Source organism: Glycomyces terrestris, from assembly GCF_003933745.1.
In the GTDB taxonomy this organism is placed as follows: Bacteria; Actinomycetota; Actinomycetes; order Mycobacteriales; family Micromonosporaceae; genus Glycomyces; species Glycomyces terrestris.
This window is the reverse complement of record NZ_RSEB01000004.1, coordinates 521,640-535,775: the sequence shown is the minus strand read 5'-3', so window position 1 is coordinate 535,775 and position 14,136 is coordinate 521,640. Positions and strand designations below refer to the sequence as shown.

The following is a 14,136-nucleotide window of genomic DNA, read 5'->3' as shown; positions in this document are numbered from 1 at the left end:
AAAGGGGGTCGGTGGAAGGCCCAGCATAGATCCGCAAGCAGATTTGCGCAAATCTGCTTGCTAAGATGGCTCGTATGAGAGACGGCGAGCCCGGTGACGTGCGGCAGATCGACGGCGACGTGCAGGCGCTGGCCTGCCTCGCCCATCCCGACCGGTCCCGCCTCCTCGACGCGCTGACCGTCCACGGGCCTTCGACCACCACGGAACTGGCGCAGACCCTCGGGCTCGCCACCGGCAGCGTCTCCCACCACCTCAAGGTCATGGTCGACGCGGGCCTGGTCGAATCGGCTGGGGCCGAGGACGACCGCCGCAAGCGCCGCTGGCGGCTGGTGACCCGCGGGCTGCGGTGGCGGCCCGGCGCCGACACGGGCCGCCCGGCCGCCGAGACCGCCGCGACCGCGGCCGACCTCGTACTACTGCAACGCGACGCCGAGCGCGCCCGGCAGTTCCTCGCCGCCGCCGAACCGCCGTGGAGCGACGCCGCATTCGCCGCGCACGTCTGGCTGCGGCTCGACCCGGCCGAACTCGAGGAGTTCGGCCGCGAACTCGAGACCCTGCTGCTGCGCTGGCGCCGCCGCGAGATCCCCGACGACGGCACCGAACGAACCGCGGTCCTCGCCTTCGCCCGCGCGTTCCCGGCCGAGCCGTGAGCGCCTTTGAATCGAACCCTTGCGCGCCAATGTTTCTGGGGTGAACGCAGTTGAGTGGACTCCGCTCACTCAGGACTGGGCGACGATCAAGGGGTCGGCCACGCGACGTCGTCGATCGCCAGCCACGGTGCCGCGGCCAGCGCCGTGGGCGTGAGCCCCGTGAACGTCTTCACCTCGCGGTGCAGGTGCGACTGGTCGGCGTAGCCGCTCGCAATCGCGACGCTCCCGGCGCTGCGACCGGACGCGAGCAGGTGGGCGGCGCGGTCGAACCGCACCAGTCGGGCGGCCCGTTTGGGAGTGATCCCGAGTTGGGCCCGGAAGCGGGACCACAGGCGCTTGCGCCCCCATCCGACCTCGGCGGCCAGGTCGTCGACCCGAACCCGCCCTCGGCCGGCGAGGGTCTGCTCCCAGACGTAGGCGACCTCCGGGTCGACGGAGGGACGCGCGCCCAGTCGGCGGCCGAGGACGTCCACCGCGATCTCGAACCGCTCGTGCCACGATGCGGCATCGCGCAACCGGTCTTCGACCCGCCCCGCGTCGCGGCCCCAGACCTCCTCCAGGGACACGACGGCCCCGCTGAGCTCAGCCGAGGCGTCGAGCAGCGCGGTGGCGGCGACCGGATCGAGCCGGATCTGAAGGCAGTCGTGGACCCCCTGGCCGGCCACCCGGAGATCACCGGGGACGAGCCCCGCGACGACACTGCCGCGAACACGCCGCCCCTGGGCGTCGGAGGCGATCTGGTCGTCCTCGCTCAGATCGATGAGCAGCGTGACGGACGGGTGCGTGACCATGGCGATCTCGGCTGGCGCGGGCGAACGGTGGCCGAACCCGACCATGTCGATCCCCGGCAGCCGAAGCGGCCGGGACGGGAGCGCCACGTCCACCATCGCCCAGTCGACCGTCCCTTGAGGCAGCACCTCACCAGTCTAGTGTCCTGGCCGCAGATCGCGATCGGTCGCCGTCGCGGGCCGCTCCTCCTGCTGTCCGGCGGCACGGAGGGCGTCTTCGATCTCGCCGAGTTTCGAGGAGGGCAGCGCGCCTGCCCGCTCGACCAGGTCCTCCCGGGTCACGGTCGTCAGCCACGTGCACGGGATGGAGTCCGGCCGCGGGAACGCGAACCGCAGTACGCCTGCGAAGGGCAGCCCTTCCGCGGCGCCCACGGCCACCTCGACGCCCAGGCCGTTCATGTCGACGCCCGCCGGAGCGACGACCTGCATCGCACGGAACCCGGACGCCTCGTCCCCTTGCAGCAGGACGACCGGTCGCCGCTCATCGAACTCGACCCACCAGACTTCGCCGTGCTGCATCTGCCCTCCTGCCACGACCCGCGTGAGACGCGGTGAAAACGCGGCCACCGTCGCTCATCGATGCGCGAAGACCGACGATCGCGCGGTGGCCGAAGGTCACAGCGTACTCGGTGCGGGCATTCGCCCGGCGTGTCAGCGATCCTCGGCGGTGAAGTCGAGCAGCAGTTCGCTGACGGCCTCCGGTGCTTCGAGGAGGGGCAGATGTCCGACGCCGTCGAGCATCTCGGTCCGTGCGGTCGCCACCGCCTCGTAGCGGTGCGCCGACGTGGGCTCCCAGCGGGGGTCGGCGGCGCCGAAGATGACCAGCAACGGCACCCCGAGGGCCGCCAGTCGCTCAGGCACGCAGCGCTCGGCGATGTACTCGGTGTTCCGGCGCAGGATCGTGCGGAACGCGCGGTAGGAGATGGCCTTGACCTCCGCGACCATCTCGTCGGTGAGGTCCACCGGGCGGACGGCGGTCGCGTTCAACCCCTTGCGGATCATCGCGTCCGAACGCCGTGACCAGAGCAGCGGGCCGAACGGCGGAGCGAGCAGCGCCCGGAGGAAGAGCGGCTGCGGCAGGAGCGCGTCGAGGCTCGGGCCGGTGCTGATCAGCGCGATCGACCGCACCAGGTCGGGGCGCTGTTCGGCGAGCGCGGTGGCGACATAGCCGCCGCTGGAGTGCCCGACCGCCGCGACAGGGCCGAGACCGAGGTCGTCGAGCATCGCCGCCACCTTGCCGGCCTGCGCCGGCACCTCGTATGACGGCGCGGGCGGGGACTGGCCGCAGCCGGGGAGGTCGACCTGGACGACGCGATGGCGGCGGGCCAGCGCCCGGGCCACCGGACCCCACAGGCCGCCCGCGGCCCCCGATCCGTGGAGGAGCAGCAGCGGCGGCGCCAGCCGCGGGCCGGCCTGGACCACGTGCATCCCGTGCAGGTGCGCGGTTTCGTACTCGATCATGCAGCGAGGATGCACGGTTCGGCGGACCTCCGTCTTGTACGAATGTCACCCGCTCCCCGGCGGCCGCGTCAGAGTCCGTAGGCCGGTTCCCGACACCGACGCGCGGCGAGCGTCTGATGTGGTCACCGGCCCTCGGCTCCCGCACGGGCAGTTCGTGTCCGAGGCGTCCGATGCCGGACGGGCGATGCGAGTCGATCCGATCGCCCCGTCACGGCGCGGCTCGCGCCGGGCTAGGTTCGCGGGCGAGTGCGGCGTGGCGGTGACGTCGCGCTCGGGCCCGGCCGGTGGCCTGGTACCACTGGAGGGCGATGACGGCGGCGAGGGCGGCTTCCGCGAGGTCGCCGCCGTAGTACATGAGCTGCGCCCCGCTGAGGAGGTCGGCGCCGGTGAAGTCGGTGCCCGGCGGCGGGGCCGTGGCGAGGCTCTTGGCGAGGACGGCGTGCGCGGCCCCGGCGGCCAGGAGGGTGCCGCCGCGCCACGCCGGGCTCCAGCGGCGGCGGACGGGGTCGAGTTGGCAGAGGGCGAACGCGAACCAGACGCCCGCGCCGATCACGTGCGCCTGCACCGCCGCATGGGCGAGCGGCCGGTCCTGGACGGCCGCGAAGAGCGGGGTCCGGTAGAGCACCCAGAGGCCGCCCAGGTCCGCGAGCGCCGCCAGCGGCGCGAAGGCGAGCCACCCGATCGGTCTGGAGTGGACGGAGCTGAGGAGGGCGCGGCGGGTTCGGCCCGGCCCCAGCGCGCGGAATGCAAGGGTGAGGGGCCGCGCGAGGACGAGCAGGAGCGGTGCGGCCATGCCCAGGACCAGGTGCTGGGCCGCGTGCGCGGTGAACGGGCCGCCGGGCAGCGGCATGAGGAGGGTGATGGCGATCGACCCGGCGCCGGCGGTCCAGGCGAGGTCGCGCCCCAGCGGCCAGGCGTCGCCGCGGCGCCGGAGCCGGTCGGCTCCCCACAGGTACACCAGGATCGCCGCGAACGCGGCGCCCGACACCACCAGCACGGTCGGCCCCAGCGGCGGGTGATGGAGCACGGCACCGCTCACGACCGGGACCGGGCGGCGCGCATGCGGCGGCGGGCGCGGACGGCTAGGGCAGCGCCGACGGCGAGCAGTACGAGGGCGGTGCCGTTCCAGACCAGGTCGTACGGCAGAGGATCGACGCCGTAGCGGATCTGGTGGAGGCGCAGCAGCTTGTGGTCGACGATCCCGTCGAAGAGCTGGAAGCCGCCCAGGCCGAGGACCAGGCCGGCCCAGGCGTGGGCGGGATCGACGGCGCCGCGGCGGCGCAGGTCCGCGAACCAGGTGAACCCGGCGACCAGGGCCAGCAGCTCCGCGGTGTGCAGGAGGCCGTCCGAGACCAGCCCGACCGCGGTGGTCGAGCGGTCGAAGAAGTGGTGCCAGCGGAGGAGCTGATGGAAGACGATCTCGTCGACCCCGGCCATGGCGGCCGCGCCGATCAGCGCGCACGCCGCGAGCGACTGGCCCGCCCGCGCTTCGGCGCGGGCGGGTGCCGCGTGCTCGGCGCGCGGCGGCGCCCCGTCGTCGTCCATGCCCGGCGGATACCGCAGCAAGGCGGCGGCAAACGCCTCGCACCGAGTCCGGGCCGGGGTACCGCACGATCGGCGTCGCCGGGCGTCTCAGGCGCGGCGACCGGTCCGACAGGGCTTGATGGGGATCGTGGAGCTGATCATGGCCGACCACCGCGAGGTGGAGCGGTCCGGGAACCGGGGCGCCAGCCCTGTCTCGGGGTCTGGTTCAAGGCTTGGAGTGCTTGCCGTGGCCGGACGGGAGCTGCTCCGCCAGGGCTTCGCGAAGGACCCGGGTGGATTCGAGGCCCTCCTTGGCTCGGATGTTGATCCCCTTCGCCAGACGGCCGTCGTTGCTCGTCAGGTGAATCTCGCCCTTCGCGTTGACCCAGACCTCAAATTCGATCTTCATTGAGGGTTTTGCCATGCGCCCATCGTAGGCCTCTTGGCGCAGCGCAAACGGGGTGCGGCTGCGGCTGCGACGGCACCCGCCCAGGAGTGCGGTGCCACCCCCGTGCACCCCGGTCGCCTCCGCGAATGCGCGGTGGGGCGATGCAGTTCATCTTCTCGGGCTCCTCCTCTCCGGTCGTGCGGGCGGCTTCTTATGGTGCAGTCGCGGCCGTGAAGGCCGCTCGCAAGACCGACGGTTGCAGACCTTTGGAGTTCCGCACGTGAGGACCGCGCACACCCCCACAGCCGGTGGCGGACGGGGCACGCCGCACGACGATCGCGACCCCGAGCGGCGCCCAGGATCCGGCGCCGAGCAGAAGCCGCACACGGGCCGGCGGTTCCCCAAGTCCGTGTACGAGCACGGCGAGGAACCCGACCCGCGCTTCTCGCTGGCGAACGAGCGCACCTTCCTCGCGTCGATCCGGACCGCGCTGGCCTTCATCGCCGGAGGCATCGCACTCCAGGCCCTGGCGACGGCGCTGCCGGGCCCGATCCGCTTGAGCGCGGCGCTGATCCTGATCGCGGTCGGCGTCGCCCTGCCCGCACAGGCGTGGCGGACCTGGACGCGCACCGAGCGGGCCATCCGCACGGGGCAGCCGCTGCCCGCTCCGTCCCTGGCGCTGCCGATCGCCGTCGCGGTGGCGCTGGTGGCCGTCCTCGTCGCCGCGGGCCTGGCCGCCGGCCCTGTCCTGTGAGCGCTTCCGGGCCGCCCCGCAGCCACTGGGACCGGGGACTGCAACCTGAACGCACCGCTCTGGCGTGGCGGCGCACCGCGCTGGCGCTGTGCGCCGGCCTGATCCTGGCCGCCCGCGCCACCGCCTCCCAGGCGCCGTGGCTCGCCCTCGAGCTGACCGCGCTCGCGGTGCTCGGCGGCCTGGCACTGGTGCACTGGGCCCACCGCCGCGAACGCCGGCTCGCCCTCCACCTCCGCAGCCGCAGGCCCGCGCCGCCGGGAGGGCGCCTGCTCCTGACCACCTGCTGCCTCACCGCCGGGCTCGGCCTGGTCGCCGCCGCCTGGGTGATCGCCGCGGGGGCTTGACACAGCGGGCGGGCCGATCGTCCGCGTCGTTCCCGATGGCACGCCGGTGCGGCGTCCTTCGGGAGGGCCGCCTTCGGGTATAACTCGGGAATGAGCTCCGAAATGGATCGTGATCCGGAGGCTTCGGCCGTCATGCCCTCCGACGTCAGCGCCAAGGTCGGGTTCTTCGACCACTTGGCCTCGCACGTCGCGGACTTCGCCTCGCGGGCGTGGTTCTTCTCGTGCTGCGTCCTGCTGGTGCTGCTGTGGGCGCCGCTGATCATCTTCTTCGACTTCGACACCTGGCAGCTGATCATCAACACCCCGACCACCATCATCACGTTCCTGATGGTCGCCCTCCTCCAGAACACGCAGTCGCGCAACGAGAAGGCCGTGCAGCACAAGCTCAACGCCATGGCCGACGCGCTGTCGCACCTGATGAACCACGTCGGGGAGGACTCCGAGGACCTGCGCAAGCAGAAGGACGAGCTGCGCCGGGCCGTGGGGCTGGAGGACCGCGAGAGCGCCTGAGCGCCCGCGGCGACCCGGCCCGCGCCCACCGCGGGCGCTCAGGGCCTCCGGCCTTGAGCGCACGGCCGGCACATCGTTTGTCGGAAACCTAGAAAAATACCGCGGGGATGCGGGCACGGGGAGGGCGTGGTTGTGGGAACCCTCCAGATAGTGTCCGAATTCCCTGGCAGGGGGCTTGACCAGGGTTGCGACACTGCTTCCATGGACACCACATCGCAGACCACCGCCACACGGGGCAACGTCCCCGCCATCGCCTGGGGCCTCGCCCCCGTCGCATGGGTTCTCCTGCTCATGGGCTGGCTCGCCTTGGACGGCGACCTCTCCGGCCCGGCCCAGACCGCGCTCGGCATCGCGATCCTGGCCCTGCCCGCGCCCTGGCTCCTGTGGGCCTCATGGCGAATGCCGCGCCCGCGGGTGGCGACGTACCTCGCCGAAGGGGGCGCCCTGGCCGCGATGCTGCTCTCGCTGCTGGTCACCGCCGTGTACTTCCTCCTCGGGTCCGATCCGGCCGAGACGGCGCCGGTGGGCTTCACGGCCGCGTTCCTCGCCGCCGCGGCGGTGCTCGTCGCGGCGTCCTGGCCGCTGCCCGGGCGACGGATCGCGTACGGCGCGGCCGCGCTCGCGTGCCTTGCCTTCGCCGTGACCGTCCAGGTGCCGGCGTTGAGGACCGGTGCGTACCAGAGCTCGGCGCTCACCCTCGCCGACGAGGTGCTCGTGAACGTCCTCCTCGGCGCGATCGTCGTGGGCGCGCTGGGCCAGATCGCCTGGTGGCTGCGCAGCAGGCACCCCGCCGCCTGAGCAGATCGTGGGTGCAACCCCAGGCCGGGGACGAAGTCCCGGTCTGGGGTTCCGTCTATGCAGCCCTGGGTGGCCCTGAAGGTCTCTGGAGCCCTTCTGGCCGCAGCCGTGCGGCGTATCGGCAGGTGACCGCGTCGACGCGGTTTCCTTACGGATGCAGGACCCCCGCGCGGGCGGCGGCGAACGCGGCGTCGGCCGCGCGTTCGGCGTCGCGCACGGTGACCGGCTCGTGGGTGATGAACAACCGGTAGTAGATCGGCCCGACGGCCGTCCTGATCAGCTCTGCCGCGTCGGTGTCCGCCGGGATCTCGCCGCGCGCGATCGCCCGTTCCACGATCGGCGCCGCCTGCTCGTGGCGGGAGGCGAAGAACGCGTGCAGCGCCTGCGCGGGACCGGAGCTCTGCACGGCGGCCGACACGAACGCGGCGGCGATCGGCCCGCTGGTGGGATCGGCGAACCCGCTGCGCACGAGTTCGACGATCCCCCGCAGGTCGCCCTGCAGCGAGCCGGTGTCGGGCAGCGGCCACGGTTCGCTGCTCGCCAGTTCGAGCGCGTCGGCGATCAGGCCCTCCGCGTTGCCCCAGCGCCGGTACACGGTGGTCTTGTGCACGCCTGAGCGGCTCGCCACAGCGTCCACGGTCAAACCGCTGTAGCCGTTCTCGGCCAGTTCGATGAGCGTGGCCTGTCGCACGGCTTCGCGGACGCGGGCGCTGCGGCCACCAGGGCGTGTCTCCAAAATCTACTCCAGTTGCGTTAAGGTGATCCTCGTGCTAGCTTAAAGCTACATTAGTTGCGATTGGAGTCGTCCTGGCTGTACGGCCGACCCTCCGAGGAGTCTCGGCCACCCGGCGGACGCTCGGCGACTTCCAGCGGACCCTCCTGGTGGTCTCGCACGACCGGGCGCTGCGGCGCCGCTTCAATGGAAAGGAGCTTGCTCTTCCATGCTGATCGACGGTTCACCGTACGGCGTCACCAGCGGCCCCGACGGCGCGCTTTGGTTCACCCTCGTCCACCAAGGCCGCATCGGGCGCGCCGTCCCCGGAGAGGACCCGGTGTTCTTCTCCCTCGAACCGGCCGACGGCCAGCCCACGGTCATCACCGCGGGCCCGGACGGCGCCCTGTGGTTCACCGAGTTCGCCGGCGGCCGGATCGGGCGCATCGCCGTCGACGGCGACGTCACCGCGTTCGAGGCGACGTCGCCGTACGGCATCGCCGCAGGCCCCGACGGGGCCATGTGGTTCACCCGATTGCAGGACGACCTGATCGGACGCATCACTTCGGAAGGGCAGATGTCCTCGTACGCGCTCCCGGACTCGGGAGCGATGCCCTCGGCGATCACGGCGGGCCCCGACGGAGCGCTGTGGTTCACCCTCAACCAGGGCAACGCGATCGGCCGCATCACGACCGGCGGCGTGGTGACCACGTACCCGCTCCCCACGCCCGGGGCGGCACCGGTCGGCATCTGCGCGGGCCCTGACGACGCGCTGTGGTTCGTGGAGATCGGTGCGGGGCAGGTCGGCCGCATCGACACCTCCGGCGCGATCACCGAGTTCCCCCTCCCCGACCGCGGGGCACGGCCGCACGCGATCACGGCGGGACCGGACGGCGCACTCTGGCTCACCGAGTGGGGCGCCGGCAAGCTGGCCCGCATCACCGTCGATGGAGCGGTCCAGGAGTTCGAACTCGAAGGCGCCGAACCCCACGGACTCACCGTCGGTCCGGACGCGGCGATCTGGGTCGCAATGGAGTCCGGCCGCCTGACCCGGCACCCGGTGTAGCCGTCCTCCGGCCGCAGTGGACGCACCCGCGAAGGCGGGGTGCACTCCCCGCCTTCGCGGCGGCGGTTCGCGTCAGCGGGTGCTCGGCGGGGCGACCGACTCGCGCCAGATGACCTTTTGCAGGCCGGTCTCCGGCTCGGGGGCCTCCTGGCCGCGGATGGTGGCGATGAGCCGGCGCATCGAGTAGGCGCCGAGGCGGACGCGGTCTTGGAACACGGTCGTCAAGGACGGGATGAAGTGGGCGCTGAGCGCCGCGTCGTCCCAGCCCGTCACGCTGACGTCTCCCGGGACCGACCATCCGCGCTCGACCGAGCCGCGGATCGCGCCGGCGGCGAGGATGTCGTTCGCGGCGATGATCGCCAGCGGGATGACGTCGTCGGGCAGCGCGAGCACGCATTCCTTCGCGGTGATCCCGCTCCAGCTGTTCGCCACGACCCCCACGGACTCGACCCCGAGCCGGTCGACGGTGGCGAGGTAGAGGTCGCGGCGCGCGACGGCCGAGGGGAAGGTGGGGGAGCCGGCGACGTGCAGGAACCGCCGGTGGCCGAGCTCGACGAGGCGCTCCATCATCTCCACCATCGGCTGCGCGTCGCTGAACGCCCCCGTGGCGTGCATCTCCTGGTCGAACTCGGAGAGCGCGAGGAACGCGGTGGTCGACTCCTCGGCCGACTCCCGCGGCGCCGGCATGGGGGAGAAGGAGAGGACCCCTTCGTATTCGGAGGAGTCGAGGAGCGCGTCGATCTCCTCGTTGGACAGGCTGACGACCTCGACGGCGTATCCGGCCTCGCGCGCGGTGGTCACGGCTCCCTCGAGGATGGGCGCGAGATTGAGGCCCGCGAACGGGATGACGACCGCCAGCCGCCCGGTGCGGCGCGTGCGCATGGAGCGGGCGGCGAGGTTGGGGCGGTAGTTGAGCTCGGCGGCCGCTTGGAGGACCCGCTCCCGAGTCGCGGCCGAGATGCCGTTGCGCCCGGTGAACACCAGCGAGACGGTCGTCTGCGAGACCCCCGCGAGCCGAGCGACGTCGTGGCTGGTCGGCCGTTTCTCCATGTGCCTGCATCCTTCATCTTGAGAAATCCACGCGAAGCCCTTGACCCCGCGGCTGAGGCGTGCTCATACTACCTACTACGTCTTAGTAATACGTAGTAGTTGACTTGAGGAGCCATGCTCAGAGTAGGAATCATCGGCACCGGCGGCATCGCGGGGGCGCACGTCGAGGGCTACCGCGCGTTCCCCGACGAATGCGAGATCGTCGCGCTCGCCGACGCCGTGCCGGGCAAGGCGGCCGAGAAGGCCGCGTCGTTCGGGCTGGGAGACGCGACCGGGTACGACGACCCGCTGCGGATGCTTGCCGAGGCCCGCCTCGACCTGGTGAGCATCGCGACGCCGCCGTCCACCCACGCCGCGCTGGCCGTGGCGGCACTGGACGCGGGCGTGAACGTCCTGGTGGAGAAGCCGATGGCGCCGTCGCTGGAGGAATGCGACGCGATGCTCGCGGCGCAGGAGCGCTCCGGGAGGCTGCTCTCGGTGGTGGCGCAGAACCGCTTCCGCGACGACCTCGCCACGCTCAAGGACGTCCTCGACTCGGGCCTGCTCGGCTCGGTGTCCCACGTCCGGGTGGACTCGGCCTGGTGGCGGGGCCTGCCGTACTACGACCTGTGGTGGCGCGGCACGTGGGAGAAGGAAGGCGGCGGCTGCACGCTCAACCACGCCATCCACCACATCGACCTGCTGCTGTGGATGCTGGGACGCCCGACCGAGATCACCGCGATGCTCGCGAACGCCCAGCACGGCAACAGCGAGGTCGAGGACCTCTCCGTCGCGGTGTTCCGGTTCGAGCAGGGCCTCGCTCAGCTGACGAGCTCGGTCGTGCACCACGGCGAGGAGCAGGAGATCGTCGTCCAAGGCGAGAAGGCCCGGGTCTCCCAGCCGTGGAAGGTCGTCGCCGAGCGGTCCAATGAGGCCGGCTTCCCCGAGCGGGGCGGCGATCCGGACCTGGTGGCGGCCATCGAGGCGGTGGTCGCGCAGCGCGAGCCGCTGCGCCACCGCGGCCACGCGGGGCAGATCGGCGACCTCCTGTCCGCGATCCGCGAGGGACGCGCGCCCATCGCCGACGGCCGGGACGGCCGGAACGCGGTCGAGGTCGTCACCGCGATCTACAAGTCGGGCATCGAGCGGACGTTCGTCCAGCTCCCGCTGCGGGCGGACGACCCCTACTACCGGGCCGGCCGGCTCGTGGAGCACGCACCGCACTTCCACGAGAAGCAGCGATCGCTCGCCGAGGCGGCCTCGTGACCATCTCCTCGTTCCCCGGCGGCACGTCGCTGTCGCACCTCGACGTCTACGGCAGCGCCGCGCCCGACGGCGTCTGCGGCGGCAGCCCCCACATGCACCTGGTCTCCACCGAGGCGTACCTCGTCGTCGAGGGCCGGGGAACGCTCCAGGCGATCGACGGCGAGGGCTTCCACGAGACCGACCTCGAAGCGGGCTCGGTCGTGTGGTTCACCCCGGGCACGATCCACCGCGCCGTGAACCGGGGAGGGCTGAAGATCATCGTGCTGATGAGCAACGCCGGCCTGCCCGAGGCCGGCGACGCGGTCATGACGTTCCCCGCCGAGATCCTCGCCGACCCCGCCGCGTACGACGAAGCGGCCTCGATCGGCGACTCGTACGGCCGCAGCGAGCGCGTGGAAGCGCGCCGCGACCTGGCCGTGACCGGCTTCGGGCGCCTGCGCGACGCGGTCCGCTCCGGCGACCTCGGGCCGCTCAAGGACTTCCACGCCGCGGCCGGCGCGCTCGTCCAGGCCCGTGCCGAGGACTGGGGCCGGCTCGTGCGCGAGCGACCCCTCGCGCAGGCCGAGCGGTCACTCGCACTGACCCGGGCGGTCGCCCGAGGCGACATCGCGCACCTGAGCGATGCCCGTGTGCACCAGGCGATCCCCTCCGAAGGCGCCCGCAAGTACGGCATGTGCGGGCGCCTGCGCACCTACGACGTCACCGATTAAGGAGCACCCCACAGTGGATCACCCGTACACCTTCGACCCCCTGCCGCAGCCGGTCGTCGAGCCCGGAGCGTTCGCGTTCGCGGCCGTCGGCCTCGACCACGGCCACATCTACGGCATGACCGACGGCCTCATCGGCGCCGGCGCGACCGTGACAGCGGTCTTCGACCCCGACCCCGACCGGGCCGCCGCGTTCGCCGAGCGCTACCCGACCGCGCGCGTCGCCGCCTCGGAGCAGGACGTGCTCGACGACCCCGAGGTGCGCCTCGTCGCCACGGCGGCCATCCCCTCCGACCGGGCCCCGATCGGCCTGCGCGCCATCGAGGCGGGCAAGGACGCGTTCGCCGACAAGGCGCCGCTGACCACCTTCGAGCAGCTCAAGGCCGTTCGCGAGGCGACCGCGCGCACGGGCCGCAAGTACGCGGTCTACTACGGCGAACGCATCCACTCCGAGGCCGCGATCCTCGCCGGCCAGCTCATCGAGCGGGGCGCGATCGGCACCGTCGTGCAGGTGGTGTGCTTCGGCCCGCACCGCATCGGCGGCGGGCGACCGGACTGGTTCTACGATCCCGCGCAGTACGGCGGCATCCTCTGCGACATCGGCAGCCACAACTTCGAGCAGATGCTCTTCTACACCGGGGCCGCCGACGGACGCGTGTCCACCTCGACGGTCGCGAACTACTCCCACCCCGACACCCCCGGCCTCCAGGACTTCGGCGACGCCCACGTCGTGCTCGACAACGGCGCCACCGGCTACGTGCGCGTGGACTGGTTCACCCCCGAGGGCCTGGGCGTCTTCGGCGACGGGCGGACCCTCCTGCTGGGCACCGACGGCTACATCGAACTGCGCAAGTACGTCGACATCGGCACCGACAACGGCGGGGGACAGGTCCTCCTGGTCAACCACGAGGGCCAGTACCGGTTCAACGCCAACGGCATGACCGGGTTCCCCTACTTCGGACGCCTCATCCGCGACTGCATCGACCGCACCGAGACCGCGATGACCCAAGCGCACGCGCTGAAAGCCGCCGAACTCAGCCTGCGAGCGCAGGCCGACGCCGTCGTCCTCGCCCCGTAGCCGGCGACGAGCGCAGAAGACCACAACGATGTGGAGCCCCGAATGACCCAACCCGCTGCAACCCAGCTCACCTCCGAAGACCACGCGCGAGCCGCGAGCGCGGCGCGGACGGCCGCGGCCGGGCGCCGACGCCGTAGCAGACCGTCCCGGCGCGCGACCGTCACCTGGCGCCGCGCGATCGCCCGCGACTGGCGGCTGTACACGTTCCTGATCGTGCCGGTCCTGTTCCTCCTGGTGTTCAAGTACATCCCGATGCTCGGGAACGTCATCGCGTTCCGGAGGTTCCGCCCCGGCGGATCGATCTTCGGCGACGAGTGGGTCGGCTTCTACTACTTCGAAGCCTTCATCACCAACCAGCAGTTCTGGAACGTCTTCTGGAACACGGTGATCCTCGGCGCCCTGACGCTCCTGGTCACCTTCCCGCTGCCGATCGTCTTGGCCCTCATGCTCAACGAGGTGCGGTCGCGCCGCTTCAAGCGGATCGTGCAGACGATCTCGTACCTGCCGCACTTCATGTCGATCGTGATCGTCGTCGGCCTCGTGCTCCAGCTGACCTCGCTGAACGGCACGGTGAACCAGATCGCCACCGCACTCGGCGCCGATCCGGTGCCGTTCATGCAGCGGCCGGAGTGGTTCCGCCCGATCTACGTGTCCTCAGAGGTCTGGCAGACCGTCGGCTGGGGGACCATCCTGTACCTCGCGGCGCTCACCACGATCGACGACCAGCTCTACGAAGCGGCGCGCGTCGACGGCGCCAACCGCTGGAAGCAGACGTGGCACATCACGCTGCCCGGCATCCGCCCGATGATGATGGTGCTCCTGATCCTCAACATCGGCTCGTTCATGGCCGTGGGCTTCGAGAAGGTCCTGCTGCTCCAGAACCCCCTCGTCTACTCTACCGGCGATGTCATCGCGACCTACCTGTACCGCGTCGGCATCCAGTCCGCCCAGTTCTCCTACGGCACCGCGATCGGGCTCTTCGAGGCCGCCATCGGCCTCGCGCTCGTGCTGTTCGCGAACACCCTGTCCCGTCGAATGGTTGGAACCTCGCTGTGGTGACC

At 71.7% G+C, this 14,136-nt stretch carries 18 protein-coding genes; 10 read left to right on the top strand and 8 right to left on the bottom strand.

What is annotated here, in order from left to right; all coding sequences use genetic code 11:
- The first annotated feature begins 74 nt into the window (after positions 1-74).
- A complete protein-coding gene (locus EIW28_RS16515) occupies positions 75-650 on the top strand; it encodes a helix-turn-helix domain-containing protein (protein WP_197717321.1) in 576 nt (191 codons plus the stop codon).
- An 86-nt stretch (positions 651-736) separates the two neighbouring features.
- Here the strand turns inward: EIW28_RS16515 and EIW28_RS16510 are convergent, their stop codons facing one another.
- From EIW28_RS16510 to EIW28_RS16485, 6 genes are all read right to left on the bottom strand, one after another.
- Positions 737-1,537 carry a helix-turn-helix domain-containing protein gene (locus EIW28_RS16510; RefSeq protein WP_408612226.1) on the bottom strand — a complete coding sequence of 267 codons (801 nt, stop codon included), beginning with the start codon at positions 1,535-1,537 and terminating at the stop codon, positions 737-739.
- Positions 1,538-1,576: 39 nt separating this feature from the next.
- Positions 1,577-1,957, bottom strand: a complete 381-nt coding sequence (locus tag EIW28_RS16505) for a type II toxin-antitoxin system PemK/MazF family toxin (RefSeq protein WP_125248790.1) — start codon at positions 1,955-1,957, stop codon at positions 1,577-1,579.
- Positions 1,958-2,089: 132 nt separating this feature from the next.
- Positions 2,090-2,899: an alpha/beta fold hydrolase gene (locus tag EIW28_RS16500; protein WP_197717320.1), complete on the bottom strand. Its 810-nt coding sequence runs from the start codon at positions 2,897-2,899 to the stop codon at positions 2,090-2,092.
- A 208-nt stretch (positions 2,900-3,107) separates the two neighbouring features.
- Complete coding sequence (locus tag EIW28_RS16495) at positions 3,108-3,938, bottom strand: cytochrome c oxidase assembly protein (protein ID WP_125248789.1); 831 nt, start codon at positions 3,936-3,938, stop codon at positions 3,108-3,110.
- Positions 3,935-4,444, bottom strand: coding sequence for a DUF2243 domain-containing protein (locus tag EIW28_RS16490; protein ID WP_125248788.1), 510 nt, complete (start codon positions 4,442-4,444; stop codon positions 3,935-3,937). Before EIW28_RS16490 ends, EIW28_RS16495 begins: the two co-directional genes overlap by 4 nt.
- Positions 4,445-4,649: 205 nt before the next feature.
- Positions 4,650-4,847 carry a hypothetical protein gene (locus EIW28_RS16485; protein ID WP_125248787.1) on the bottom strand — a complete coding sequence of 66 codons (198 nt, stop codon included), beginning with the start codon at positions 4,845-4,847 and terminating at the stop codon, positions 4,650-4,652.
- Positions 4,848-5,091: 244 nt separating this feature from the next.
- On the opposite strand from EIW28_RS16485, the gene EIW28_RS16480 reads away from it, so the two are divergent.
- The 4 genes from EIW28_RS16480 (at position 5,092) to EIW28_RS16465 (ending at position 7,217) form a co-directional block, all read left to right on the top strand.
- Positions 5,092-5,565 carry a YidH family protein gene (locus EIW28_RS16480; RefSeq protein WP_125248786.1) on the top strand — a complete coding sequence of 158 codons (474 nt, stop codon included), beginning with the start codon at positions 5,092-5,094 and terminating at the stop codon, positions 5,563-5,565.
- The gene (locus EIW28_RS16475) at positions 5,562-5,909 is read left to right on the top strand and encodes a DUF202 domain-containing protein (protein ID WP_125248785.1); all 348 of its coding nucleotides are present in this window, start codon (positions 5,562-5,564) and stop codon (positions 5,907-5,909) included. The genes EIW28_RS16480 and EIW28_RS16475 overlap by 4 nt, the downstream gene beginning before the upstream one ends.
- Positions 5,910-6,011: 102 nt before the next feature.
- Positions 6,012-6,419 (top strand): low affinity iron permease family protein, encoded by a 408-nt coding sequence (locus EIW28_RS16470; protein ID WP_197717319.1) that lies wholly within the window; start codon positions 6,012-6,014, stop codon positions 6,417-6,419.
- A 201-nt stretch (positions 6,420-6,620) separates the two neighbouring features.
- Positions 6,621-7,217 (top strand): hypothetical protein, encoded by a 597-nt coding sequence (locus EIW28_RS16465; RefSeq protein WP_125248784.1) that lies wholly within the window; start codon positions 6,621-6,623, stop codon positions 7,215-7,217.
- Positions 7,218-7,365: 148 nt separating this feature from the next.
- Here the strand turns inward: EIW28_RS16465 and EIW28_RS16460 are convergent, their stop codons facing one another.
- Positions 7,366-7,953, bottom strand: a complete 588-nt coding sequence (locus tag EIW28_RS16460) for a TetR/AcrR family transcriptional regulator (protein ID WP_125248783.1) — start codon at positions 7,951-7,953, stop codon at positions 7,366-7,368.
- A gap of 205 nt (positions 7,954-8,158) precedes the next feature.
- Here EIW28_RS16460 and EIW28_RS16455 point away from each other — a divergent pair, with 205 nt between their 5' ends.
- Positions 8,159-8,995, top strand: coding sequence for a Vgb family protein (locus tag EIW28_RS16455; protein WP_125248782.1), 837 nt, complete (start codon positions 8,159-8,161; stop codon positions 8,993-8,995).
- A gap of 72 nt (positions 8,996-9,067) precedes the next feature.
- Here EIW28_RS16455 and EIW28_RS16450 read toward each other — a convergent pair whose 3' ends face one another.
- Positions 9,068-10,045, bottom strand: coding sequence for a LacI family DNA-binding transcriptional regulator (locus EIW28_RS16450; protein ID WP_125248781.1), 978 nt, complete (start codon positions 10,043-10,045; stop codon positions 9,068-9,070).
- A gap of 114 nt (positions 10,046-10,159) precedes the next feature.
- Here EIW28_RS16450 and EIW28_RS16445 point away from each other — a divergent pair, with 114 nt between their 5' ends.
- The 4 genes from EIW28_RS16445 to EIW28_RS16430 are packed head-to-tail and all read left to right on the top strand — an operon-like array spanning position 10,160 to position 14,134.
- Positions 10,160-11,290, top strand: coding sequence for a Gfo/Idh/MocA family protein (locus tag EIW28_RS16445; protein WP_125248780.1), 1,131 nt, complete (start codon positions 10,160-10,162; stop codon positions 11,288-11,290).
- A complete protein-coding gene (locus tag EIW28_RS16440; RefSeq protein ID WP_125248779.1) occupies positions 11,287-12,000 on the top strand; it encodes a cupin domain-containing protein in 714 nt (237 codons plus the stop codon). The genes EIW28_RS16445 and EIW28_RS16440 overlap by 4 nt, the downstream gene beginning before the upstream one ends.
- Positions 12,001-12,013: 13 nt before the next feature.
- A complete protein-coding gene (locus EIW28_RS16435; protein ID WP_125248778.1) occupies positions 12,014-13,075 on the top strand; it encodes a Gfo/Idh/MocA family protein in 1,062 nt (353 codons plus the stop codon).
- A gap of 42 nt (positions 13,076-13,117) precedes the next feature.
- The gene (locus EIW28_RS16430; RefSeq protein WP_125248777.1) at positions 13,118-14,134 is read left to right on the top strand and encodes an ABC transporter permease; all 1,017 of its coding nucleotides are present in this window, start codon (positions 13,118-13,120) and stop codon (positions 14,132-14,134) included.
- The last annotated feature ends 2 nt before the right edge of the window (positions 14,135-14,136 follow it).

Bases quoted from the DNA above. Each gene is read 5' to 3' on its own strand.
- EIW28_RS16515 (WP_197717321.1), top strand. From the start codon at position 75: ATGAGAGACGGCGAGCCCGGTGACGTGCGGCAGATCGACGGCGACGTG.
- EIW28_RS16510 (WP_408612226.1), bottom strand. From the start codon at position 1,537: ATGGTGGACGTGGCGCTCCCGTCCCGGCCGCTTCGGCTGCCGGGGATC.
- EIW28_RS16505 (WP_125248790.1), bottom strand. From the start codon at position 1,957: ATGCAGCACGGCGAAGTCTGGTGGGTCGAGTTCGATGAGCGGCGACCG.
- EIW28_RS16500 (WP_197717320.1), bottom strand. From the start codon at position 2,899: ATGATCGAGTACGAAACCGCGCACCTGCACGGGATGCACGTGGTCCAG.
- EIW28_RS16490 (WP_125248788.1), bottom strand. From the start codon at position 4,444: ATGGACGACGACGGGGCGCCGCCGCGCGCCGAGCACGCGGCACCCGCC.
- EIW28_RS16485 (WP_125248787.1), bottom strand. From the start codon at position 4,847: ATGGCAAAACCCTCAATGAAGATCGAATTTGAGGTCTGGGTCAACGCG.
- EIW28_RS16470 (WP_197717319.1), top strand. From the start codon at position 6,012: ATGGATCGTGATCCGGAGGCTTCGGCCGTCATGCCCTCCGACGTCAGC.
- EIW28_RS16465 (WP_125248784.1), top strand. From the start codon at position 6,621: ATGGACACCACATCGCAGACCACCGCCACACGGGGCAACGTCCCCGCC.
- EIW28_RS16455 (WP_125248782.1), top strand. From the start codon at position 8,159: ATGCTGATCGACGGTTCACCGTACGGCGTCACCAGCGGCCCCGACGGC.
- EIW28_RS16450 (WP_125248781.1), bottom strand. From the start codon at position 10,045: ATGGAGAAACGGCCGACCAGCCACGACGTCGCTCGGCTCGCGGGGGTC.
- EIW28_RS16445 (WP_125248780.1), top strand. From the start codon at position 10,160: ATGCTCAGAGTAGGAATCATCGGCACCGGCGGCATCGCGGGGGCGCAC.
- EIW28_RS16430 (WP_125248777.1), top strand. From the start codon at position 13,118: ATGACCCAACCCGCTGCAACCCAGCTCACCTCCGAAGACCACGCGCGA.